At 74.2% G+C, this 22,219-nt stretch carries 20 protein-coding genes, 1 tRNA gene and 1 other RNA gene; 3 read left to right on the top strand and 19 right to left on the bottom strand.

Annotated elements, in window-relative coordinates:
- Positions 1 to 186: 186 nt before the first annotated feature.
- The 17 genes from IEY75_RS02675 to pruA all read right to left on the bottom strand — a co-directional run bounded on the left by IEY75_RS02675 (position 187) and on the right by pruA (position 16,159).
- Positions 187 to 1,737 (bottom strand): N,N-dimethylformamidase beta subunit family domain-containing protein, encoded by a 1,551-nt coding sequence (locus tag IEY75_RS02675; RefSeq protein WP_189112510.1) that lies wholly within the window; start codon positions 1,735 to 1,737, stop codon positions 187 to 189.
- A gap of 285 nt (positions 1,738 to 2,022) precedes the next feature.
- Positions 2,023 to 2,095: transfer RNA gene (locus IEY75_RS02670), tRNA-Ala, on the bottom strand.
- Between the two features lie 75 nt (positions 2,096 to 2,170).
- The gene (locus tag IEY75_RS02665; RefSeq protein ID WP_189112621.1) at positions 2,171 to 2,725 is read right to left on the bottom strand and encodes a YqgE/AlgH family protein; all 555 of its coding nucleotides are present in this window, start codon (positions 2,723 to 2,725) and stop codon (positions 2,171 to 2,173) included.
- Positions 2,726 to 2,760: 35 nt separating this feature from the next.
- Positions 2,761 to 3,111 (bottom strand): VOC family protein, encoded by a 351-nt coding sequence (locus tag IEY75_RS02660; protein ID WP_189112509.1) that lies wholly within the window; start codon positions 3,109 to 3,111, stop codon positions 2,761 to 2,763.
- A gap of 151 nt (positions 3,112 to 3,262) precedes the next feature.
- Positions 3,263 to 4,225, bottom strand: a complete 963-nt coding sequence (locus IEY75_RS02655; RefSeq protein ID WP_189112508.1) for a hypothetical protein — start codon at positions 4,223 to 4,225, stop codon at positions 3,263 to 3,265.
- Positions 4,226 to 4,340: 115 nt separating this feature from the next.
- Positions 4,341 to 4,716: a transfer-messenger RNA gene (gene ssrA, locus IEY75_RS02650) on the bottom strand.
- Positions 4,709 to 6,100 (bottom strand): SRPBCC family protein, encoded by a 1,392-nt coding sequence (locus tag IEY75_RS02645; protein ID WP_189112507.1) that lies wholly within the window; start codon positions 6,098 to 6,100, stop codon positions 4,709 to 4,711. Before IEY75_RS02645 ends, ssrA begins: the two co-directional genes overlap by 8 nt.
- A 16-nt stretch (positions 6,101 to 6,116) precedes the next feature.
- Positions 6,117 to 6,593, bottom strand: coding sequence for an SsrA-binding protein SmpB (gene smpB, locus IEY75_RS02640; RefSeq protein ID WP_189112620.1), 477 nt, complete (start codon positions 6,591 to 6,593; stop codon positions 6,117 to 6,119).
- Between the two features lie 95 nt (positions 6,594 to 6,688).
- Positions 6,689 to 7,225, bottom strand: a complete 537-nt coding sequence (locus IEY75_RS02635; RefSeq protein WP_189112506.1) for a GNAT family N-acetyltransferase — start codon at positions 7,223 to 7,225, stop codon at positions 6,689 to 6,691.
- Between the two features lie 96 nt (positions 7,226 to 7,321).
- Positions 7,322 to 8,569, bottom strand: coding sequence for a M23 family metallopeptidase (locus IEY75_RS02630; RefSeq protein ID WP_229789280.1), 1,248 nt, complete (start codon positions 8,567 to 8,569; stop codon positions 7,322 to 7,324).
- Between the two features lie 70 nt (positions 8,570 to 8,639).
- Positions 8,640 to 9,521 (bottom strand): permease-like cell division protein FtsX, encoded by an 882-nt coding sequence (gene ftsX, locus IEY75_RS02625; protein ID WP_189112505.1) that lies wholly within the window; start codon positions 9,519 to 9,521, stop codon positions 8,640 to 8,642.
- A 78-nt stretch (positions 9,522 to 9,599) separates the two neighbouring features.
- Positions 9,600 to 10,280 (bottom strand): cell division ATP-binding protein FtsE, encoded by a 681-nt coding sequence (gene ftsE / locus IEY75_RS02620; protein WP_189112504.1) that lies wholly within the window; start codon positions 10,278 to 10,280, stop codon positions 9,600 to 9,602.
- A gap of 121 nt (positions 10,281 to 10,401) precedes the next feature.
- Positions 10,402 to 11,517, bottom strand: coding sequence for a peptide chain release factor 2 (prfB, locus tag IEY75_RS02615; protein WP_189112503.1), 1,116 nt, complete (start codon positions 11,515 to 11,517; stop codon positions 10,402 to 10,404).
- Positions 11,518 to 11,626: 109 nt separating this feature from the next.
- On the bottom strand, positions 11,627 to 12,133 hold the full coding sequence (locus IEY75_RS02610; RefSeq protein WP_189112502.1) for a PadR family transcriptional regulator: 507 nt from the start codon (positions 12,131 to 12,133) through the stop codon (positions 11,627 to 11,629).
- Positions 12,134 to 12,152: 19 nt separating this feature from the next.
- Complete coding sequence (locus IEY75_RS02605) at positions 12,153 to 13,313, bottom strand: endonuclease domain-containing protein (RefSeq protein WP_189112501.1); 1,161 nt, start codon at positions 13,311 to 13,313, stop codon at positions 12,153 to 12,155.
- 296 nt (positions 13,314 to 13,609) lie between these two features.
- Positions 13,610 to 14,434, bottom strand: a complete 825-nt coding sequence (locus tag IEY75_RS02600; RefSeq protein ID WP_189112500.1) for a tryptophan 2,3-dioxygenase — start codon at positions 14,432 to 14,434, stop codon at positions 13,610 to 13,612.
- Between the two features lie 96 nt (positions 14,435 to 14,530).
- Positions 14,531 to 16,159 carry an L-glutamate gamma-semialdehyde dehydrogenase gene (gene pruA, locus IEY75_RS02595; RefSeq protein WP_189112499.1) on the bottom strand — a complete coding sequence of 543 codons (1,629 nt, stop codon included), beginning with the start codon at positions 16,157 to 16,159 and terminating at the stop codon, positions 14,531 to 14,533.
- Positions 16,160 to 16,382: 223 nt separating this feature from the next.
- Here pruA and IEY75_RS02590 point away from each other — a divergent pair, with 223 nt between their 5' ends.
- Positions 16,383 to 17,294, top strand: coding sequence for a hypothetical protein (locus IEY75_RS02590; RefSeq protein WP_189112498.1), 912 nt, complete (start codon positions 16,383 to 16,385; stop codon positions 17,292 to 17,294).
- 12 nt (positions 17,295 to 17,306) lie between these two features.
- On the opposite strand, the gene IEY75_RS02585 is transcribed toward IEY75_RS02590, so the two are convergent.
- Positions 17,307 to 17,813: a DUF6912 family protein gene (locus tag IEY75_RS02585; RefSeq protein WP_189112497.1), complete on the bottom strand. Its 507-nt coding sequence runs from the start codon at positions 17,811 to 17,813 to the stop codon at positions 17,307 to 17,309.
- Positions 17,814 to 17,977: 164 nt separating this feature from the next.
- On the opposite strand from IEY75_RS02585, the gene IEY75_RS02580 reads away from it, so the two are divergent.
- Entirely contained in the window at positions 17,978 to 18,199 is a 222-nt protein-coding gene (locus IEY75_RS02580) for a helix-turn-helix transcriptional regulator (RefSeq protein ID WP_189112496.1), read from the top strand.
- A 145-nt stretch (positions 18,200 to 18,344) separates the two neighbouring features.
- Positions 18,345 to 19,061 (top strand): Rv3235 family protein, encoded by a 717-nt coding sequence (locus IEY75_RS02575; RefSeq protein ID WP_189112495.1) that lies wholly within the window; start codon positions 18,345 to 18,347, stop codon positions 19,059 to 19,061.
- A 168-nt stretch (positions 19,062 to 19,229) separates the two neighbouring features.
- Here the strand turns inward: IEY75_RS02575 and secA are convergent, their stop codons facing one another.
- Positions 19,230 to 22,070 carry a preprotein translocase subunit SecA gene (gene secA / locus IEY75_RS02570; protein WP_189112494.1) on the bottom strand — a complete coding sequence of 947 codons (2,841 nt, stop codon included), beginning with the start codon at positions 22,068 to 22,070 and terminating at the stop codon, positions 19,230 to 19,232.
- Positions 22,071 to 22,219 lie beyond the last annotated feature (149 nt).

The following is a 22,219-nucleotide window of genomic DNA, read 5'->3' as shown; positions in this document are numbered from 1 at the left end:
CCACAGGATTGTTTTCGCAGTCAAAGGCTACCGATCCAGCCGACGCCAGGGGAGTTACCGTCATCGATAAGTAGGTCGTCCGCGCCGACTTGCCGGGAATGCGGCCAGCTCACCGGCACCGCCCCGCCGAAGGACCGACAATTCGCCTCGCGCGTGGGAGGCGACCGGCGCCCCGCCGGCCGCGGATCAGGCCGGGCCGAGGCAGATGCGGTCGAGCAGGTTGCGCGTCGCCTGCTGGATCCGCGGGTCCCCGAACCGCCCGGGGCCCAGCGCCCGCGTCCAGCCGAACGTCCCCGCCGTGAAGACCACCGCGCCGTTGGCCAGCTCCCGGACGCTCGTGTGCTGCGTCCACCGTCGGCCGGACGGCCCCGGGTACGGCGAGGCCGAGACCAGGGTGTGCCGCGCCGACCGCGCCACCCCCACCCGCTCGTCGAAGCTGTCGGCCTCGCCGACCACCACGTGCGGGATCCGGGTGCCCGCGCGCACCCCGCAGTCGCGCCACAGCCAGTGCCGGGCCGCGCGGACCACCAGCGGCGCCGCGCCCCGCACGACGCTGCGGTACTGCGTGCCGGTCAGCCGCTGCTCCGGCTCGGCCGGCGCGGGCGCGGCCTGCCGCCACTTGCCCGTCGCCGCACCGTGGCCGCGACCCGGGTCGTCCACCGACTTCGCGCAGCCGACGACCCGGTCGGCGCGCCCGGCGTCGACCGCGGCCGGCACCAGCCGCACGTGCCAGTAGATGTTGTTCGCCGACAGGAACGCCAGGCTCGTCCCGTCGGCGACGGCCTCCTCCACCCGCCGCCGCATGGGCGCCGTCCAGTACTCGTCGTGACCCGAGAAGACCAGCCCCCGGTACCGCCGCACGTCCACCCGGCCCCGGTGCAGGTCCTCGCTCGTGGCGTACGCCAGGTCGTACCCGGCCTCCTCCCCCCACCGGACGAACTCGACGTCGTCGCCGAACCGGAACGGCAGGCCCTCGCCCCGGTACGGCCGGTCGAACGAGACGTAGGCCGCGCGGCCCCCGGGGGTGAAGGCGCCCGCCGCGTCGACCCCCCGGTACAGGCTGCGGCCGCGCACCCGGTCGTCGGGCCAGAGGTTGTACGCCTGGTAGGTGGCCGTGGGCACCACGACGCACAGGGCGGCGGCCCGCTGCGGGTCCCGCACGACGAAGGGCGCCGCCGCCCGGTGCGTACCGGTGGCGAACACCGCGACGTACAGGCCGGACGGCCAGGTGCGGGGCACCGCGAGCCGCCACGACGCCGGCCACCGGCACGCGACCGACCGGCGGCGGTCCGGGTTGGCGGGCGCCGGCCGGAGCGCCACCGGCACGCCCGCCCGGAGCTGCATCAGCCGGCCGCCGCGCCCGCCGTAGTGGCCGAGCCGGTACACCTCGATCCGGCACTCGCGGTCCGTGCGCGCCGAGACGTGGAAGCTGATCGTGCCACCGGGCGCGACGCTGGAGGCGTCGGCGTAGCCCTGGACCTGGTGGCCGATGTCGTCGCTCGGCCGCAGGCCGCGGGTGTGCCGCCAGCCGTCCGAACCGGCGCGGGCGTTCTCCTCCCGCACGTGGGCCTGGCCCGCGGCGGAGGGCCGGCGCGGCGCGGGCGCGGCGTCGTCGTCGTGCGCGACGTCGCGGACCTGGGCCACCGTCGAGGTCGGACGGGTGAGGAGCGCGGCCGCCGCCCCGACGCCCGTCCCGGCGACCGCGAGGCCGAGAAGCGCCCGCCTGCCGTACACCACCATTGCCGCCCCCGGAAATCCCGCAGGCGTCCCGCCCGCGACCGGAAGGTAACAGGCGGCATCCGTAGATCGCAGTCGCAAATCCGACAGCCCGGCGCGCCAACCGGTGCCGCGGTCCACATCGAAGGCGGAGGTGCTCCCGCAGGTCCGCGCCCTGGCTGCCGACGGCGGGGCGGACCGGCGGTCAGATCGACCGCCGACGCACGCGGCGACCGGAAACAGTCGACGCCCTGGTCTGCGGCGGAGTGCCGTCGACCAGGGCGTCAGCCCGCTGTCTCGTCTGGGTGGAGCCGAGGGGACTCGAACCCCTGACCCCCACACTGCCAGTGTGGTGCGCTACCAGCTGCGCCACGGCCCCAGCTCGTCCCCGCTCTCGCGGGCACTCGGAAATAGTACACACCTGCCGGCACCGCGCGTGGCAGGGGTGCGCGGATCAGTTCGCCGCCGGGTCGGCGGGGAAGTGCGCCACCGCCGCCAGCATTCCGCCCTGCCGGCGCAGGACCATCGGCCACAGGTCGTCCGGGCGCCCGGCCAGCGGATCGCCCGGCAGGGCGTCGAGGACGAACCACGAGCCTTCGGCGATCTCCTCCTCCACCTGGCCCGCTGACCAGCCCGAGTAGCCGGCGAAGACCCGGATCCCGACCAGGGCCCCGATGAGCGCCGCCGGGTCCGCCGACAGGTCCACCGTCCCGACCGCGCCGCTGACCTGCTGGAACCCGGGCGGCATCGGGGCCTCGGGGCGGGTCCGGGCCAGGCAGATCGCCGAGTCCGGCTGGACCGGGCCGCCCTCGAACAGCACGCCGGGCTCGATGGCCAGGCCGTCCCAGCCGTCCAGCACCTCCCCCACCGGTACCTCGGTGGCGCGGTTGAGGACGACACCGAGGGCGCCGTCGTCCTCGTGGGCGACGAGCATCACGACCGTACGGTCGAAGTTCGGGTCCTTCAACGCGGGCGCGGCGACGAGGAGACGCCCGGTCAGCGACTCCATCCGGCGTCCGACGCGCGGCTGCTCCACCGGCGCCCCTAGTCGCCCTGGGCGACGCAGAACTCGTTGCCCTCGGGGTCGGTGACGACGGTCCAGCTCAGGCCCGGTACGGAGTGCGCGCCGTGCACGGTGGCGCCCAGTGCCGCCAGCCGGGCCAGCTCGGCGGCGCGATCGTCGGCATGGAAGTCGATGTGGACCCGGTTCTTGCCCGCGCGGGGTTCGGGCACCTGTTGCAGGCCGATGCGGACCCCGTCGCCGGCCGCCGGCGCCAGCAGGACGAAGCCGTCGTGGTCACCGGCGACGGCGTACCCGGTCGCGGCCGTCCAGAATGCCGCGAGCGACCGCGGGTCCCGGCAGTCGATGGTCACCATCCGCGCACTCAGAGCCATGCCACGCACCATAGCCTGCCGGCCGGGTGGCGTGCGGCGCCGATCGTGTTCCCGGGACGCCTCCCCCGCCCCCGGACGCCGCGCCCCGGCGGCCGCCCGGCGCCAGCCGACGGGCCGGCCCTCCAGGGCCGGCCGGCGGGGGTCGGGCGGCTCAGCCGACGCGGCGCCCCGGCGTCAGCAGACGCCCGCTGTGCGCGTCCAGGACGGCCCGCTCGGCGAGCGCCTGGGTCAGCGTCCCGGTCACCCGGTGGGTGACGAGCTGCCGGCTGCACGTGCCGCTGCCGCGGGTGGCGGTGGCGCCGAGGACCACGACGTCGGCCTCCTGGGCGACGAACGGGCGCACGTCCCGGTCGCAGGCGGTGCCTTCGGCGAGGTACGTCACCTGCGCGCCGTCGATGGCCACCACCTGGGCCACGGGCATCAGCTCCGCCGGCGGCGGGCCGGTGGGCACCTCGGGTACGGCCGTGACCGCCGACGGGGCGACCGCCACCCGGGCGACCTCGCCGCCCAGCTCGGTGACGGTGAAGCGCCACGCCGGGACGGCGGCGGTGCCGCGGCTGGTGCGCAGGTCGACGAGGCCGTACCGGACCCCGGTGATGGTCAACGGCTGGCAGGGGGCGGGGCTCTCGGGCAGCACCGCCTTGTCGAAGGTGCCGCAGTCAGGCGACCCGCCCGTGGAGAGCTGCCGGTACGCCTCGGCGGCCGGGACGACGTCGACGTCCTGGACACCGCCCTGGTGGAAGGTGATCTTGTCGCGCTGGACCGGGGCCGCCGACGGGAGCGCGCCGGTGAAGGTGTACCGGCCGGCGTCGAAGGCGGCCCGGGTCGCCGGCGTGAAGGCGACGTTCGGCGGGGGGACGCTCAACCCTTCCAGCGGGACGAAGCCGCCGCGCCACGCGCCGGGGCCGGGGCCGGCACGCCAGCCGGCCACGAGGGCCGCCGCGCGGGCGGCGGGGGTGTTCGCGGTCGGGGTGGCCGAAGGGCCGGTGCTGGCCCCGCCCGTCGGGCCGCCCGGGGCGGCCTGGTCGGCGGGTGCCACGCAACCCATGGTCAGCATCGTCAGCAGGGCCGTCGCCGGGAGGGCGTACCGCCCGCGGGCCGCTCGTCTCGTCATCACCACGGGTCGCGCCATACCCACTTCGACTCTCCCGGGAACCCCGGCGTTCCCGGTGTCCGCACGCGTGCAGCGGGGCGGCCCCAGGTGTGGGACCGCCCCGCTGCACGTTCAGGGGTGGAGGTGCCGGGAATCGAACCCGGGTCCTTCGTTGCTTCGTCAGGGCTTCTCCGAGCGCAGCTCGCTATGTCTCTACTCGGCCCCACCGCTCACGCGAGCAAGTTGGTGTGACGGGCCCAGTCGCAGATTGATCTCACCGCGACGCCCCCGCGACCGGGGCGTGTTGGCCAGCCTTCTCAATGATGCCGGCAACTGGGCCGAAGGCGATCCCAGACCGACAGCTCGCTCTACACCACTCAGGCGGCGAGAGCGAAGCGCTGAGCACTAGGCTTGGCGCTTATAAAGTTCCGACGACCGATTCACGAGACGACGTCGGCTTCCTCGGCTCGCTTCCCCTGTCTCCACGAACGAAGTCGAAACCAGTCACCCCCTGGGTTGGCGCATGTTGGGTTGGGGTCGGCGCATGTTGTCTCCAGCGTAACGCGTGCGGTCAACGATTATTCCACCGTCCCCCGCCTGGCACCGGACCCCGTTGACCGCACACGAGTGGATGTCCCACTCGCGGCCGCGGAACTTGAACCGGAACGAGACCGCCTCGTGCGGTGGTACGGCCCGGCCGCTCTCGGCCCGGAACTCCACCCGGTCGCCGTCCTCGGTGTAGTCGGCGCCGCGCACGTCGTCGACCGAGACCCCGTCGGGGACCGTGATGACGACCCGCCAGCCCTTGGCCGGGGTGTCACTGCCGTTGCCTACCAGGACCTCGGTCTTGCGGCCGGTGATCCGGTACGCGGCGGTCCAGGCGGGCCTGCCGGCGCCGTCCCCGCCGCCGGGGTTGCCGCCCCCGCCCGGGTTGCCGCCGCCCGGCCGGCCGCCGGAGCCGCCGCCGGGGCGCGCGGGCGGCGTCGTCGCGCCTGGCCGGCCGCCGGTACCGGCGGCGGGGGTCGGGACGGCGACGGGTGTCCCCGCGGTCGGCGACGGGGCCGCGGCGCGGCCGTCGGCGACCTCCGCGCGGCCCACGCCGCCGGAGCCCACCACGGCGCCGCGGTCGGTGCGCGCGGCCGCCCCCAGGTTGCTGAGGAAGCCGGGGGACGCCACGTACAGCGCGCCCGCGGTGGCCGACACGGCCAGGACGGCGCCGACGCTGGCGCCGGCCACCGCGTACCGGCGGCGCTCGCGGCGTACCTCCGGCGGCGCGACCGGGACCAGGGGCGGGGGCGGTGCGTCGGCGGACCCGCCCGGCCCGCTCTCCTCACCCGCTCCGGCCCACCCGGTCGGCCCCGCCCACTCCTGGTGGCCCGACCAGCCGCCGGTCGTCGGGTCGACGGCCGGTACGGCGTCCAGCTCGGAGGCGTCGGGCCAGCCGGGCGCGGCGCCGGCCCACACCGGGACGGGCGCGGTCACGTCCTCGGCGAGGCGGTCGAGCATCGCCGGCAGGCGGGTCTGCAGCAGCAGCGCGTAGGTGCGCCGCAGCCGGCGCCGCCGCCGCGAGCCCTGGACGCCGAAGAAGCCGTTCTGCCGCATGGTGAGCTGGCAGCCTTCGGCCGTGGGTACGATCTCCCAGGTCACGCTGGACTGCGCCTCGGCCTCCTGCCAGGAGACGACGAGCAGCCGGCCCTCGATGAGCTGCCGGACCTGGCCGGCGATCGGCCCGTCGAAGCCGTCCAGGCCGTGCGGCGTGAGGGTGAACGTGGCGTCCGGCACGGCCCGGAAGTCCGTGGCCATGAACCAGGCGCTGAGCGCCGACGGCTCCGTCAGTGCCCGCCAGACCCGCTCCGGCGGGTGCCGGAGCGGGGTGTCGATGACAATCTCCGCCATCCGCCCAGCATAGATGTCAACGCATACCTTTGCGGTACCGACCGAGTTCGCGCGAAATCTCCCGCTGCGCGTCGCGCTTGGCGAGATCCTGTCGCTTGTCGTACGCCTTCTTGCCGCGGGCCAGTCCGATCTCGACCTTCGCCCAGCCGTCGGAGAAGTAGAGCTGGAGGGGGACCAGCGTCAGGCCGTTCTCCCGGACCCGGGTGACCAGCCGGTCGATCTCCAGCCGCTTGAGCAGCAGCTTGCGGGTGCGGCGCGGTTCGTGGTTGGTCCAGGTGCCGTGGTCGTACACCGGGATGTGCATCCCGTACAGGAACAGCTCCCGGCCCCGGTCCTGGGCGAACGCGTCCACCAGCGACGCCCGGCCGGCCCGCAGCGACTTGACCTCGGTCCCGGTCAGCGCCAGGCCCGCCTCGTAGGTGTCGAGGATCTCGTAGTCGTGCCGGGCTCGCTTGTGCGAGGCGACGACCTTGCGCCCCTTCTCCCGCGGCACCGACCCCACCCGACCTCTCCACACGCCGCGCCGCCACCGGCGACGCCGCTGTCCACCACACCCGCGCCCGGCCCGACCGACGGCGCCGGGCAACCTTACCCGGCCGCGGCGCGCCCCAGCCGGAACACCGCGAGCGTCTCGCCGTACCACCGGTCGGTCGTGCCCTCGGCCCTCATGCCGAGCCGCCGGGCCACCGCGACCGACGCGGCGTTGTCCGGGAAGACGACCGCGTACACCTCGGGCAGGCCGGCGGCGAACGCCCGGTCCAGCGCCCACCGGCCCAGCTCGGTGGCGTAGCCCCGGCCCCACGAGTCGGGGTGCAGGTGCCAGCCCACCTCGATGTCCGGGCCCACCGCGCCGTCGGTGCGCGGCAGCACCTTGAGCAGGACGCACCCGCGCACGACGTCGGTCTCCGGGTCGGCGGCCGCCCAGATCCCGCAGGGGTCGGCCGCCGCGGCGTTGCGCTGTTGGTACTCGGCGATCCGGGCCCGCGCCTGGTCCAGGTCGGTGACCGCCCGCGCGGCGCCGCCGATCCACCGGACGACCTCGTCGCGGCGGTACAGGTCGAGGCAGCGCGCCGCGTCCCGGTCCGCCCACTCCCGCAGCCGCAGCCGGGCCGTGCTGAGCTCCATCCCGCCGACGCTACCGGCGGGCCCGAGGGCCGTCACCCGGATAACCGTGCGCTCGGGCGGCCGGGGTGGCGCCGTCGGGGACGGCGCGGCGGGCGGTCAGCAGAGGCAGCCGGGCAGGTAGCCCAGCGGGTCCACCGGCTGGCCGTCGAGCCGGACCTCGAAGTGCAGGTGGTTGCCGGTGGAGGCGCCGGTGGTGCCGACCCGGCCGATGAGCTGGCCGGCGCGGACCCACCGGCCGGCCGAGACCAGGATCTGCGACTGGTGGCCGTAGCAGGTGCTGACGTACCGGCCGCCGCGCGACCCGTGCCCGATGCAGGTGAAGTTGCCGTACCCGCCGTTCCAGCCGGCGCGGATCACCTGCCCGGTCGCCGCGGCGGCGATCGGGGCGCCCCCGCCGGCCGCGAGGTCGACACCGGCGTGCAGTTGCCAGACCCGGAAGTACGGGTCGTACCGCATCCCGAAGTCGCTGCTCTTCCAGCCCGCGACGGGCATCATCAGCCGGCCGCCCACCTGGAGCCGCGGGCCGCCCCGCCAGCCGCGGAGCTGCGCGGCGATCCGCGCTTCCTCCGCGCGGACGGCGGCGTACCGGGCGAGGCTGGCCCGCCGCTCCTGCCGGGCCACGGCCAGTGCCGCGGTCCGGCGGCGGACCAGCACCGCGACCGCGGCGGCGGCGGACTCGGCGGCCGCCTCGGCGGCGCGGGCGACGGCCAGCGCCGCGTCGGCCTGCCGGCGGGCGGTGACGGCGACCCGGCGCAGCAGTTCGGCCCCGTTGGCGGCCTGGCGGGCGCGCATCCGCATCCCGAGGAGCCGCTGGACGGCGGCGTGCTGCTCGGCGACGATGCGGTCGGCGTAGCCCGAGCGCACGGAGAGGTCCTGCGGCGAGGTGGCGTCGAGCAGGGCGTTGAACCGGACCAGGCCGGCGCCGCGGTACGTCAGGCTGATCATTTCGCTGGACTTGGCCCGGGCCGCCTCGACCTCGGCCTGCCGCAGCGCGTACCGCTGCTCGGCCGCGGCCACCTTGGCCGCGGCGTCCGCGGCCCGGCGGCGGGCGGTGGCGGCCTTGGCGCTGGCCCCGGCGACCACGCCGCGGGCGGAGGCCACCTTCATCCGCGCCCCGGGCAGGGCGGCCTCGGCCGCCCCGAGCTGCTGGAACGCCGCCTGTGCCCGGGCCGTCGCGCCCTCCAGCACCGACGACGCGCGGACCGCCTGGCGGTGCAGGCGCTCGGCGTCCGCCCGCGGGTCGGCGGCGCCGGGCGGGGCGGGGCCGAGCACGGCCGTGCCGGCGACGGCGCCGGCCAGCGCCGCCCCGATGTACCGCCGCGCCCGCTCCCGCCGCGAAGTCACGCCCCGACGGTAGCCGAGTCACTTGCGTCCGTCAGGGAACTTCCGCCGAATCCAGCACCATCGCTGCCGGCTACACGCGCAGGTAGAAGCGCAGGGTCACCCAGGCGGTGACCGCGCTGACCAGCGCACCGACCCCGGTCATCAGGCCGAACGCCTCCCAGACCGTGGACCAGTTGACCGGCGTCAGCAGCTCCGTCAGCGACTGGAGCGAGCCCTGGAACAGGAGGAACTGGGCGGCCACCAGCGCCAGGAAGGCCAGGATCGAGCCGAACAGGCCGGCGAAGACCGCCTCCAGCACGAACGGGGACTGGATGAACCAGTTCGAGGCGCCGACCAGCTTCATGACCGCGACCTCGCGCCGCTTGTTGAACGCCGCCACCTGGATCGTGTTGCCGACGAGCATCAGCGCCGCCAGCGCCATGACCGTCGCGGCGACCAGCGCCAGCTTCTGGACCGCCCCCAGAATCTTGAAGATCTTGTCCAGCAGGCGCCGCTGGTCGACGATCTGGTCGATCCCCGGCTGGCCGTTGTACCGGTTGAAGACCTGCTCGAACTGCTGCGGGTCCTTCAGCTTGACCCGGTACGACTCCGGCAGGTCCTGCGCGGTGACCGCGCTGACCAGGTCGGGGGCGTCGCTGAAGATGCGCTTGAAGTTCTCCAGCGCCATCTCGCGGGTCTCGTGCACCGTGTCCTGCGCGCGGACCAGCGGGTCGCCGTCGAGCTGGGAGCGCAGGTTGAGCCGCTGCTCCTCGGTGACGGTCGGTGACAGGAAGATGGAGACTTCCAGCTTGGCGTAGTAGTACTCCTCCATCTGGCCGACCTGCCGGTACATGATGTAGCTGGCACCGACCATCGTCAGCGACACCGCCATGGTGATGATCATGGCGACGGTCATCGTCACGTTGCGCCACAGTCCGACCAGGACCTCGGACAGGACGTACTTCGCGCGCATCGGGCTTTCCTTCCGTTGCGATCCGCGGTCCGCGGGTCAGGCGACCCCGGCCGGGCAAGTCTGTGGTGGTCGGACGGCTCAGCCGTAGACGCCGCGCGCCTGGTCGCGGACGATCCGGCCCGTGTCGATCTCGATGACGCGGCGGCGCATCTGGTTCACGATGTTCGAGTCGTGGGTGACCATCACGACCGTCGTGCCGGTCCGGTTGATCCGGTCCAGCAGCCGCATGATCTCGACCGAGGTGTCCGGGTCGAGGTTTCCGGTCGGCTCGTCGGCCAGCAGGATCAGCGGCCGGTTGACGAACGCCCGGGCCACGGCCACCCGCTGCTGCTCGCCGCCGGACAGCTCGTGCGGGTACCGGTGCTCCTTGCCGCCGAGGCCGACCAGCTCCAGCACCTCCGGGACCACCCGGCGGGCCACGGCCTTCGTCTTGCCGATGACCTCCAGGGCGAACGCCACGTTCTCGTACGCCGTCCGGTTCGGCAGCAGGCGGAAGTCCTGGAACACGCAGCCGATCGTCCGGCGGAACGACGGCACCCGCCAGGAGCGCATCGTGGTCACGTCCTTGCCGTTGACGACCACCCGACCACTGCTCGGCGCGACCTCGTGCAGCAGCAGCTTGATTATGGTCGACTTGCCGGAGCCGGACGGGCCGATGAAGAAGACGAACTCGCCCTTCTCGATGGCCACGCTCACGTCGTCCAGCGATGGCCGCGACGCCTTGGGGTACGTCTTCGTCACACGCTCAAGCTGAATCACGGGAGTGGAGTCTACGCGGTGTCACGCGAACGCCAAGTCCGGCGGCGACCAATCGACGCTTATGCGTGGGGTGACCGACATGTTCGGCACACAGGGTGATCCCGCCGCGCCAATGGGCTGATCAGGAGCCGGCGATCTGGCGCTGCTTGCGCCAGCGGATGCCCGCCTCGATGAACCCGTCGAGGTCCCCGTCGAGGACCCCGCTGGGGTTGCCCGTCTCGTGCTCGGTCCGCAGGTCCTTGACCATCTGGTAGGGGTGCATGACGTACGAGCGCATCTGGTCGCCCCACGAGCCGGCCGCGTCCGCCTTCAGGCCCTCCATCCGGGCCTGCTCCTCCTGGCGCTTGCGCTCCAGCAGCCGGGCCTGGAGGACCCGCATGGCGCTGGCCTTGTTCTGGAGCTGCGACTTCTCGTTCTGGCAGGTGACCACGATGCCCGTGGGCACGTGGGTCAACCGGACCGCGGAGTCGGTCGTGTTGACCGACTGGCCGCCCGGGCCGGACGAGCGGTACACGTCCACCCGGATCTCGTTCTCCGGGATGTCGATGTGGTCGGTCTGCGCGACCACGGGCAGGACCTCGACCCCGGCGAAGCTGGTCTGCCGGCGCCCCTGGTTGTCGAACGGGCTGATCCGCACCAGCCGGTGCGTACCGGACTCCACGCTCAGCGTCCCGTACGCGTACGGCGCCTTCACCGCGAAGGTCGCCGACTTCAGGCCGGCCTCCTCGGCGTAGGAGGTCTCGAAGACCTCGGTGGCGTAGCCGTGGCGCTCGGCCCAGCGCAGGTACATCCGCATCAGCATCTCGGCGAAGTCCGCGGCGTCGACGCCCCCGGCGCCCGCCCGGATGGCCACCAGCGCCTCCCGGGAGTCGTACTCGCCGGAGAGCAGGGTGCGGACCTCCATCTCCTCGATGGCCTTGCCCAGCGACGCCAGCTCGGCGGCGACCTCGTCCAGCGAGCCGGCGTCGCCCGCGTCCTCCGCCAGCTCCAGCAGGATCGCGGCGTCGTCCAGCCGCCCGCGCAGCCCCGCCAGCCGGCCGATCTCGCCGTTGACGTACGAGAGCTTGGAGGTGACCTCCTGGGCGCGCGCCTGGTCGTCCCACAGGCCGGGCTCGGAGGCCTGCTCCTCCAGGGCCACCTTCTCGCGGCGGAGGCTGTCCAGGTCCAGGACGGCCTCGATGGTGCGCATCGTGGCGTCCAGGGCCTTGAGCGTGTCGGCGAAGTCAGCAGCGGTCACAGCCGACCAGCCTACCGGCAGCCGGCTTGCGCGCCGGCACGCCCGGGCGGACCCGTGCCGCGGCCCACAGCGGGGCCACGGGCGCCGGTCCGCCCGGCGGGTGCGCGGACTAGACGGTCTTGAGCCAGGACAGCGCCGCCTTGTGGTACGCCACCGCGAACTCCAGCGCCGCGGCGCCGTGCTCGTCGCCGCCCTTGCGGGCCTCCTTCGCCTGGTCGCGGACCCGGCTGACGGCGTCGGTGTGGTACTCCTGCGCGCCCTCCTTGAGCTGCTTGAGCTGACTGGCGCTGTGCTGGGCGGCGAAGGCCACCCGCAGCGCCGTCGGGTTGCGCAGGGCGTCCCGGCCGGGCTGCTCGCCGAGCCACTTGCTGAAGGCCCGCTTGCCCGACGCGGTGATCGCGTAGGGCTGGGAGGAGCGCGGCCCGGGCTTGCCGAGCCGGACGTAGCCGAGATCGGCCAGGACCGGGAGCTCCCGGTACACCTGGCTGCGGGTCATCGACCAGTACGGGCCGAGACGGCGCTCGGCCTCGGCCATGAGCTGGCCGCCGGTCATCGGACCGCTGTGCAGCAGGCCCAGCAGGGCCGCAGCGGTCGGGTTGATCACAGAATCTGCCATGGCTCCAAATTGCCATAATTTAGGAACAAGGTCCAAGATATCCGATTTTTTCCTTTAGGCGTTTTCCCCATAGGACTGTCAACACCCCACAGTCGCCGTAGGACCAGCCCCCTGAGGGATGACAGACGGACCTCTTTGGGGTATTTCGTCCGATTATCCCGCGGCGCGGAGGTCGGCGGGCCGGTCGGGTCTGGTACCGCGGGGCGGCGCCGGCCTCCCGGGGCGTGACCCGGGGTCGCGGGCGCGGCTCCGCCGGGATTCGGACAGCAGGGTCGTCCGCGCAGGCGGCGCCGGGCGGGCCCGTCGCCGGGTCGGCCAGCAGGGCGGCGCGGACCGTCGCCAGCGTGCGCGCCGGACGGGCCAGCAGGTCCGGGGCGGTGAAGCGCAGCAGCGTCCAGCCGGCCAGGTGCAGCGCGTGGGCCCGGCGCAGGTCCCGGGCGGACGTCGCGCGGTCGCGGCGGTGCCCGCCGTCGTACTCCAGGCCCAGCCGCCGGTCGGGGTACGCCAGGTCCAGCCGGGTGCGCAGCGCGCCGTGCCGGACCTCGTGCTGGGCGACCGGGCGCGGCAGCCCGGCCTGGCACAGCAGCAGGCGCAGCCGGGTCTCCATCGGAGACTCGGCCAGCGGCTCCGCCAGCGCCAGCGCCGCCCGCAGGCCCGGCAGGCCCGGCCAGCCCGCCCGCGCGGCGGCGTACGCGGCCAGCGCGGGCAGGGACACGAGCGCGCGGTGGGTGAACGTGTCCAACGTCGCCACGGCGTCCCCCAGCGGGAGCCGCCGGGCCAGGTCGAAGGCCGTCCGCAGCGGGGTGGTCACGGGCAGGCCGGCGCACGTCGCGCGGTCCGCCTCCGGCACCGGGGAGTGCCGGACCGCCAGCCGGGCGTGCGCGGTCAACCGCCGGTCCGGCGGTACGGCGACGGCCACCCGGCCGGACCGCGGCGGCTCGGCCGCGCCCCACAGGAACGCCGCGGTCCACTCCGCCAGCACCCCGCCGGCCGGCAGGACCAGCGCCGCCGCCTCGCACCAGGTGCGGTAGTCCAGCGGTACGTCGGACCCGATGGCCACGCCCGGCAGCAGGCGCCGCCACCGGGGGCCCCGCAGCACCCCGGCCGGTACCCCCGCCGCCACGGCCGCCCCCACCCGCACGGGCCGCCCGCCCCGGAAACCGCCCGCCTGTCCCCGCACCGGCCCCACCCCTCACCCCGCCCGGGCGGGCCACTGCCGGCACCGGCCGCGCACGCGCCCACCGCGCACGCGGCCCCCGGGGAAGGTCCCCACCCCGGGGGCCGCGTGCGGCACCACCAACCACCACGTCCGCCCACCCTGCACCCCCGCGCCCCCTGCCGCAGTCACCTAACCGACAGCGGACCCCTCGCCCGTGGATTTCTGTCGCTCAGGCCGGCCCGCCCGGCAGAAACCGACGGGCCGCCGGCGGGACACGCGGGTCCCGGGGCCCGGGTTCGACGGTTGAGGTGGGTGGGTCAGAGGTGGGTGCGCAGTTCCCAGAGTTCCGGGTAGAAGCGGATCGGGGTGCGGGAGCGCAGGTAGTCGCCGCCGGCCGAGCCGCCGGTGCCCGCCTTCATGCCGATCTGCCGCTCCGCCATCACCACGTGCCGCGCCCGCCAGAGCGCGCACGCCTGGTCGTGGGCCACCATCGCCTCGGCCAGGTCCCACAGCGCGCCGTACCGCTCCCGGTCGCCCGCGATCGCCGTGTACGCCGCGATCCGCTCCTGCCCGCTGTCCACGGCGAAGCCCGCCTTCGCCAGTACCGCCAGGAACCCGTCCCAGAGGCTGGGCTCCTCCAGCCGGCGCCGCAGCCGGGTCCGCTCGGCCTCGGACAGGCCCTTGAACCGGCGCAGGTACCCCGGATCCTTCGCCCCGGACAGGAACTCGATCTCCCGGAACTGCGCCGACTGGAAGCCGGAGGCCGGGGCCAGCTTGTGCCGGAACACGACGAAGTCCTGCGGGGTCATCGTGTCGATGACGTCGACCTGGCCGACGAGGGTGCGCTGGATGACCAGGCACCGTTCGAGGCGGACCCGCGGCAGGTACGCCTCGCCGGTCAGCATCCGGTCGCGGGCGTCGTCCAGCTCGTGCAGCATGAGCTTGAACCACAGCTCGTACACCTGGTGGATCGTGATGAACAGCAGCTCGTCGTGGGCCGCCGGGTCCGACTCCAGGACCTGCTGGTCCAGCAGCTCCCGCACCCGCAGGTACGAGCCGTAGGTCAGCCGGCCGCCCTGCTCGCCGAAGTCGACCAGGCCCTCGTTCGCGGCGCCGCCGTACCCGCTCTCACCAGTGCTCATGACCGTGACGCTACGCCGTCGGCCGCCCCCGAGGTCAGTGAGAAAGAGATCACAAACGGCGGCGCCCGGACCCGGGCGCCGCCGTTTACGGCCTGGTCAGCCCATGTGCGGGTAGCGGTGGTCGGTCGGCGCGGCGAAGGTCTCCTTGATCGTCCGGGGGGAGATCCAGCGGGCCAGGTTGTGCCAGGAGCCGGCTTTGTCGTTGGTGCCGGAGGCGCGGCCGCCGCCGAACGGCTGCTGCCCCACCACGGCGCCGGTGGGCTTGTCGTTGATGTAGAAGTTGCCGGCCGCGAAGCGCAGGGACTCGCTGGCCTCGGCGACGATCTGCCGGTCGGTGGCGAAGATCGAACCGGTCAGCGCGTACGGCGCCGCCGACTCCGCCTGGGTCAGGGTCTCGCGCCAGCGGGCGTCGTCGTAGACGTGGACGCCCAGGATCGGCCCGAAGTACTCGGTCGTGAAGATCTCGTGCGTCGGGTCGGTGCCCTCGACGACCGTGGGCCGCACGAACCAGCCCTCGCTGTCGTCGGCGGTCCCCCCGGCCACGACCGTGCACTCGGCCGACTTGCGGATCCGGTCCAGGGCGTCGGAGTTGCGGGCGAACGAGCGGGCGTCGATGACCGCGCCGCCGAAGTTGCCGAAATCGGCGACGTCGCCGTAGGTCAGGCTCTCGGCGGTGGCGGCCAGCCGGTCGCGCAGGCCGCCCTCCCAGAGCGAGCGCGGCACGTACGCCCGGGAGGCGGCCGAGCACTTCTGGCCCTGGTACTCGAAGGCGCCGCGGATCAGTGCGGTGTGCAGCGCGTCGGCGTCGGCGCTGGCGTGGGCGAAGACGAAGTCCTTGCCGCCGGTCTCGCCGACCAGGCGCGGATAGGTGCGGTACCGGGAGATGTTCTCCCCGACCGTCTTCCACAGGTGCTGGAACACCCGGGTCGAACCGGTGAAGTGGATGCCGGCCAGGTCGGCGTCGGCCAGCGCCACGTCGGAGACGGCGATGCCGTCGCCGGTCACCATGTTGATCACGCCCGGGGGCAGGCCGGCCGCCTCGAACAGGCGCATCGTGAAGTGCGCGGAGAACTGCTGCGTCGCGCCCGGCTTCCAGACGACGGTGTTGCCCAGCAGGGCCGGGGCGGCGGGCAGGTTCGCGGCGATGGCGGTGAAGTTGAACGGGGTGATCGCGTAGACGAACCCCTCCAGCGGCCGGTGGTCGAACTGGTTCCACACGCCCGGCGAGGACAGCGGCTGCTCGGCGAGCAGCCGGCGGCCGAAGGCGACGTTGAACCGCAGGAAGTCGATCAGCTCGCAGGCGGCGTCGATCTCGGCCTGGAGGCATGTCTTGGACTGCCCGAGCATGGTGGCGGCGTTGAGCGTGTCCCGCCAGGTACCGGCGAGCAGGTCCGCGGCCCGCAGGAAAATCGCGGCCCGGTCCTCGAACGACAGCCGGCGCCACGCCGGGGCGGCCTCCTTGGCCGCGGCGACGGCGGCCTGCGCGTCGGCGGCGGTGGCGTTGCCCGTGACGCCGAGGACGTGCGCGTGCCGGTGCGGCTGGACGACGTCGATCCGGTGGCCCCCGGCCATCCGCTGCGCGCCCGCGATCGTCATCGGCAGGTCGATCCGCTCGCTGGCGAGCGTTCTCAGTCGGGCGGCGAGGCTGGCCTGCTGCGCGCTGCCGGGCGCGTAGTCGCGCACCGGCTCGTTGCGCGGTTCGGGCACGGCAATGACGGCGTCCATTCAGATACTCCTATGACTTCACGCGGCGACGACCTCCATCCTGCCATGCAGGCCACGCCCTGGTAGCCCGCCCGGCCGGGCCTGCGACACGCCGGCCGGATCGTCCGCGCGCGTCCGGTTGCCGGCTGTTCGTCCGACCCCGCGCCGGGGTGCGGCCGGGCCGCCGCCGGACCCACGTAGCCTGGCCGGATCCACCGGACACCGAGCACGGGAGGACCGCAGCGTGCAGCAGCTCAGCAGCGTGCAGCAGCAGACCAGGACGCCGCCGACGCGGCGCCGCGCGGCGCTGGCCGGACTCGGCGCGCTCGCGGTCGCGTGGCTGGCCGGCACGGCGTTCTCCGCGCACGTCACCATCGCCGGGGAGACGGGGGCGGTGGCGCTGACGGCGGCGGCGTACGCGCTGCCCGGCGTCGTCGCGGCGGCGCTGGTGGCGGGCGCGGCGGCGGCGCTGATCGCCCTGCGGGCCTGGGACCCGCCCGCCGCGCGGGCCGCCGGCGCCCGGTGCGCAGTGGCGCTGGCCGCCGGGGTCGGCGTGGGCGCGGCGGCCGCGGCGGCGTTCCTGGCCGCGGCGCCGACCGCGCCGCACCGCACGCTGGTGGCCGCCACGCTCGCGGCCGCCGCGACGGTCGGCGGCGCCTGGGGCTGGCCGCGCGCCGCCGAGGTGGTGGCCGCCGGGGTGGCGGCGGCGCTCGGGGCGTTCGCCGTCGGGTGGGGGCTGAGCCTGGCGAAGGGGCCGGTACAGGGGTTCCTCGGCGGCGGCGACGACGCGGCCGGGCGGATCACCGCGGAGGGGCGGTCCGCCATCCTGGCGGCGGTGCTCAGCGGCGTGGTGGCGGGGCTGGTGGCCTACGGCTGGCTCGGGCGGCGGGCCGGGCACTGGTCGCGGTACCTGCTGGCCGGCGCCACGCCGGGGCTGGTCCTCCTGCTCGGCGAGGTGATCGTCCGGGTCGGCGGGGCGTCGCTGGTGACGATGACCCGCCAGATCAGCGACGCGGACGCCACCCTGCAGAGCTGGCTGGACGGCTCCCGCCTGAACAACGCGCTCGTGGTGCTGTTCCTCGGCGCGATCACCGCCCTGCTCTGCGCCGGCCGGGCCCTCCCCCGGCCGGGCCCGGCTGACCCCGACCCCGCCTGACCCCGACCGCGGTCAGGGCAGGTGCGGCAGTTCGCTGGGGTCGTACCACGCCAGCTCGTGGTCCTCGGTGGCGTCCACCGTGAAGCGCGCGTCCTCGTCGCCGGCCTCCGCCGCCGGGAGCGCCGCCACGGCCGCCGTCACGTCGGCGACCGCCTCCTCGGTGTCCAGGTGGACCGCCGCCACGGCCGCCAGCGGCACCGGCGCCGACACGGTGACGTCGCTGGTGCCCAGGTCCCGGCCGCGCGCGTCCACGGCCGCGGCCGGCAGGTCGACGGCGACCACGGCCCGCCGGCAGGGCGTGCCCGGGGCGGCGGCCAGCAGCGGCAGGGCGGCCTGGGCCGCGCGGGTGAAGGCGACGTACTCCAGCTCCTCCTCGTCGCCCTCGGCGTACCACTCGCGCAGCGCCGGGGTCACCGCGTGCGGGCGCAGCCCCGCCACGGCCAGCTCGCCGCCGTCGCGGAGGGCGGCCAGGGTGGCCGTGGTCGCCGGCAGGTAGACGCGGACCCGGTCTGCCGCCATGTCTCACCTCGTGTCCTCGGGCGGGGCCGGACGGGCGCCGCGTGCACGGCCGACGGCGGGAGCACCGCCGGCCCAGTGCGACACTAGTGGTCCCGTCGCCCGGTGGCGGCGGCGCCGGGCGACGCGCCCGGCGGGATGTCGGGCGGAGCGGGGAGGGCGAGGCGATGACGCCGAGGTTCCTGCTGCTGGCCGAGGTGGCCGCCGAGCTGAACGTCTCGGACTCGCAGGTCTACCACATGGTGCGCAGCGGCGAGCTGCCCGCGATCAAGATCGGCGGACGCGGCCAGTGGCGGGTCGAGCGCGCGCAGTTGGAGGAGTACATCGCGCGCAAGTACGTGGAGACGGCGAGCTGGGTGCGCGACAACCCGCTCGGCGCCGACGAGTAGCCGCCCCGCTCTCCCACCGTCCCGGTCGGATCGGTCGGCGTTGACCAAAATGGACATGCGTTGGTAGCTTGTCGAAGGCAAACGTAGGTAAACGCAGGGATCGGCGGCTCCCCAGGCCGACTCCACCGAGGTTGACGGGGGCGCCATGACGGCTGTCCATCCACCGGTGCGGTCCGGGCCGCTCATCCGGGTACTGCCGACGCCGCGCACCGAACCGCCCTACGACGACGAGTGCGACGCGCCGCCCGCCCTGCCGGGGCAGCTCCGCCTGCCGTGGGCACCGGCGGCGCCGCGTCCCCGCACGGACCTCTCCGGAACGGGCGCCGCCGGGGCCGCCGACGCCGGTGTCGGTACTGCCGGTGTCGGTACTGCCGATGTCGGTGCTGCCGATGTCGGTACTGCCGATGTCGGTGCTGCCGATGTCGGTGCTGCCGATGTCGGTGCTGCCGGGGCGCGGCTGGCCGCCTGGCGGTTCGCGGCGCGGTACGCCGAGATCCTCGACGAGCGGCGGCCGGTCGGGCACCTCGGGCCGGTGGCCTGTCCCGCCGCCCTGGCGCAGCTCATGGCCGACGCGCTGCACGCCCGCGCCCACCTGCGGGACCTCGCCGCCGCCCGGCGCCCCGGGGGCGGGCGCGCGGGGCGGCGTCCCGCGGGCAGGCCGGCGGCCACGGTCACCGCGGGACGGCCGCTCGTGTCCCGCCCCTGCGCGGGCGTGCTCGACGCCGTGGTGGTGCTCCGCCTGCGTTCGGGGGCCGCGCGGTCGCTGGCCTTCCGGCTCCGGTACGACGCGGGCGCCTGGCGGGCGTCCGAAGCCACCCTGGTGGGCGCCACCCCGCCGCGGGACGCCGCCACCAGTCCGTGATCCACCCGCCGGACCGGCCGGACGGCGGGCGCGGAGTCCCGGCCGGTACACCCCTCGGCGCCCGACCCCGCGCGAGGCACCCGCCGCCACGGCGGCGGCTCCGACGCCACAGCGACTGCGGCCGGCACCCCGGGAAAGGGGTACCGGCCGCGTGGGTCGCAGGCGGAACTACGCCGAGGCGCCGTGGCAGCGCTTGTACTTCTTGCCCGAACCGCAGTAGCAGGGCGCGTTGCGCGACGGACCGCCGCCGCCGCTGGCCCGCGCCGGACCGGCGCCGTCCTCGCCGCCGCCGAGCAGCGCCGGGGCCGGCCGGGCGATCTGCGGGGCTCCGCTGCCGGCCTCCCCGTCGATCGTCGGCGCGGTGTACTGCAGGTTGCGCGGCTGCCGGCGGTCCGCGCCGAGGCCCTTGGCCTGGATCCCGACGGGCGACTCCTCCGCCAGGTCCACGGCCTGCTCCGGGTCCAGGGAGATCGCCGGCGCCTCCTCGACCTTGACCTCAAGGTTGAACAGGAAGCCGACGGCCTCCTCCTTGATGCCCTCCATCATCTGGGCGAACATGTCGAAGCCCTCGCGCTGGTACTCCACCACCGGGTCGCGCTGGGCGTACGCGCGCAGGCCGACGCCCTCCTGGAGGTAGTCCATCTCGTACAGGTGCTCGCGCCACTTGCGGTCGATGACCGACAGCAGCACCTGGCGCTCCAGTTCGCGCAGCGCCTCGGGGCCCAGCTCCTCCTCGCGGCGCGCGTACGCCTCCTGGGCGTCGGTCTTGAGGCGGGCGACGAGGAAGTCGGCGTCCATCGCGGCGCGGTCGCCGGTCTCCTCCTCCAGCTCCTCGACCGTCACGCCGACCGGGTAGATCTGCTTCAGCGCCGTCCAGAGCTGGTCGAGGTCCCAGTCCTCGGGGTACTTGTCGGCGACGGCGCCCTGCACGTACCCCTCGACCACGTCGTCGACCATCGGCTGGACCTGGGCGTGCATGTCCTCGCCGTCGAGCACCCGGCGGCGCTCCTTGTAGATGACGACGCGCTGCTTGTTCATGACCTCGTCGTACTTGAGGACGTTCTTGCGGATCTCGGCGTTCTGCGCCTCGATCTGGGTCTGCGCGTTCTTGATCTGCTTGGAGACCATCTTGGACTCGATCGGGACGTCGTCGGGCACATTCAGCCGCGACATGATCGCCTCGACGGCGCCCGAGCGGAACCGGCGCATCAGCTCGTCCTGGAGGGAGAGGTAGAAGCGGGACTCGCCCGGGTCGCCCTGCCGGCCGGACCGGCCGCGGAGCTGGTTGTCGATCCGGCGCGAGTCGTGCCGCTCGGTGCCCAGCACGTACAGGCCGCCCGCGTCGGTGACCTCCTCGGCCTCGGCGCGGCACTGCTCCTTGAACCGGGGCAGCACCTCCTCCATCGCCTTGGCGTACTCCTCCGGGTGCTCCTCGGCGTTGATCCCCCGGTGGTGCAGCTCGGAGGTGGCCAGGTACTCGGGGTTGCCGCCGAGCAGGATGTCGGTACCGCGGCCGGCCATGTTCGTGGCGACGGTGACCGCCGCCTTCCGCCCGGCCTGGGCGATGATCTCGGCCTCGCGGGCGTGGAACTTGGCGTTGAGGACGTTGTGCTGGACGCCGCGGCGGCGCAGGAGCTGGCTGAGGATCTCCGACTTCTCCACCGACACCGTGCCGACCAGCACCGGCTGTCCCTCGGCGTGCCGCTCGGCGATGTCCTCCACGACGGCCTCGTACTTGGCCTTCTCCGTGCGGTAGATGACGTCCGAGCGGTCGAGGCGCTGCATGTCGCGGTGGGTCGGGATGCTGACGACGCCGACGTCGTAGACCTTGTTGAACTCGCTGGCCTCGGTCTGCGCGGTGCCGGTCATGCCCGAGAGCTTGCTGTACAGCCGGAAGTAGTTCTGGAGGGTGATCGTGGCCAGGGTCTGGTTCTCCTGCTTGATCTCCACCCCCTCCTTGGCCTCGATGGCCTGGTGCATGCCCTCGTTGTACCGGCGGCCGTGCAGGATGCGCCCGGTGAACTCGTCGACGATGAGGACCTCGCCGTCGTCGCTGACGATGTAGTCCTTGTCCTTCTTGTAGAGCTCCTTGGCCTTGATGGCGTTGTTCAGGTAGCCCACGAGCGGGGTGTTCACCGACTCGTACAGGTTGTCGATGCCGAGCCGGTCCTCGACCTTGGCGACGCCGCGCTCGGTGACGGCGATGGTGCGCTTGGCCTCGTCGACCTCGTAGTCGCCGGTGCCCGGCTGGCCGTCCTTGCCGGCCTCGCCGCGCTCCAGCCGCTTCACGACCGCGGCGAACTCGCCGTACCAGCGGGCCGAGTGCTCGGCCGGGCCGGAGATGATCAGCGGGGTGCGGGCCTCGTCGATGAGGATCGAGTCGACCTCGTCGACGATCGCGAAGTTGTGCGCGCGCTGGACCAGGTCCTCGGCCGACCACGCCATGTTGTCGCGCAGGTAGTCGAAGCCGAACTCGTTGTTCGTGCCGTACGTGATGTCGCACTCGTACGCGGCGCGGTGCTCGGCCGGCGTCTGGTTCGGCAGGATGACGCCGACCGACAGGCCGAGGAACTGGTGGATCCGGCCCATCCACTCCGCGTCGCGCTTGGCCAGGTAGTCGTTGACGGTGATGACGTGCACCCCGTCGCCGGACAGCGCGTTGAGGTACGCGGGCAGGACGCAGGTCAGGGTCTTGCCCTCACCGGTCTTCATCTCGGCGATGTTGCCGAAGTGCAGGGCCGCGCCGCCCATGACCTGCACGTCGTAGTGCCGCTGGCCGAGCACCCGGGAGGCCGCCTCGCGGGCCACCGCGAACGCCTCGGGCAGGAGGGAGTCCAGGGACTCGCCGTCGGCGTACCGGGACCGGAACTGGTCGGTCTGCTCCCGCAGCTCCCCGTCCGTCATGCCGGTGTAGTCGTCCTCGATCGAGTTGACCGCGGTGGCGACGGCTTTCAGCCGGCGCAGCATACGGCCCTCACCGGCACTGAGGAGCTTTTCCAAGATCGTCACGGCTCTGCACTCCCTACCCTGTCAACGGCCCCATCGTAGGCGGAGTTCGGCGGCGCGCGTCCACCGCGGCCGGAACCCGACACGGGGGACTCCCCGGCCGTCGGTCGATAAACAGGTGGAGATGCCCGGCCATTCCCGCCAGGATCGGG

Source organism: Pilimelia terevasa (genome assembly GCF_014647915.1).
Classification (GTDB): Bacteria; Actinomycetota; Actinomycetes; order Mycobacteriales; family Micromonosporaceae; genus Pilimelia; species Pilimelia terevasa.
The sequence above is the reverse complement of the archived record's forward strand: the minus strand, read 5'-3'. Positions and strand labels throughout refer to the sequence as shown.

Coding starts and splice junctions, on each gene's coding strand:
- IEY75_RS02665 (WP_189112621.1), bottom strand. CDS start 2,725: ATGGAGTCGCTGACCGGGCGTCTCCTCGTCGCCGCGCCCGCGTTGAAG.
- IEY75_RS02660 (WP_189112509.1), bottom strand. CDS start 3,111: ATGGCTCTGAGTGCGCGGATGGTGACCATCGACTGCCGGGACCCGCGG.
- IEY75_RS02655 (WP_189112508.1), bottom strand. CDS start 4,225: ATGACGAGACGAGCGGCCCGCGGGCGGTACGCCCTCCCGGCGACGGCC.
- IEY75_RS02645 (WP_189112507.1), bottom strand. CDS start 6,100: ATGGCGGAGATTGTCATCGACACCCCGCTCCGGCACCCGCCGGAGCGG.
- IEY75_RS02635 (WP_189112506.1), bottom strand. CDS start 7,225: ATGGAGCTCAGCACGGCCCGGCTGCGGCTGCGGGAGTGGGCGGACCGG.
- ftsX (WP_189112505.1), bottom strand. CDS start 9,521: ATGCGCGCGAAGTACGTCCTGTCCGAGGTCCTGGTCGGACTGTGGCGC.
- IEY75_RS02610 (WP_189112502.1), bottom strand. CDS start 12,133: ATGGCAGATTCTGTGATCAACCCGACCGCTGCGGCCCTGCTGGGCCTG.
- IEY75_RS02600 (WP_189112500.1), bottom strand. CDS start 14,434: ATGAGCACTGGTGAGAGCGGGTACGGCGGCGCCGCGAACGAGGGCCTG.
- pruA (WP_189112499.1), bottom strand. CDS start 16,159: ATGGACGCCGTCATTGCCGTGCCCGAACCGCGCAACGAGCCGGTGCGC.
- IEY75_RS02585 (WP_189112497.1), bottom strand. CDS start 17,813: ATGGCGGCAGACCGGGTCCGCGTCTACCTGCCGGCGACCACGGCCACC.
- IEY75_RS02580 (WP_189112496.1), top strand. CDS start 17,978: ATGACGCCGAGGTTCCTGCTGCTGGCCGAGGTGGCCGCCGAGCTGAAC.
- IEY75_RS02575 (WP_189112495.1), top strand. CDS start 18,345: ATGACGGCTGTCCATCCACCGGTGCGGTCCGGGCCGCTCATCCGGGTA.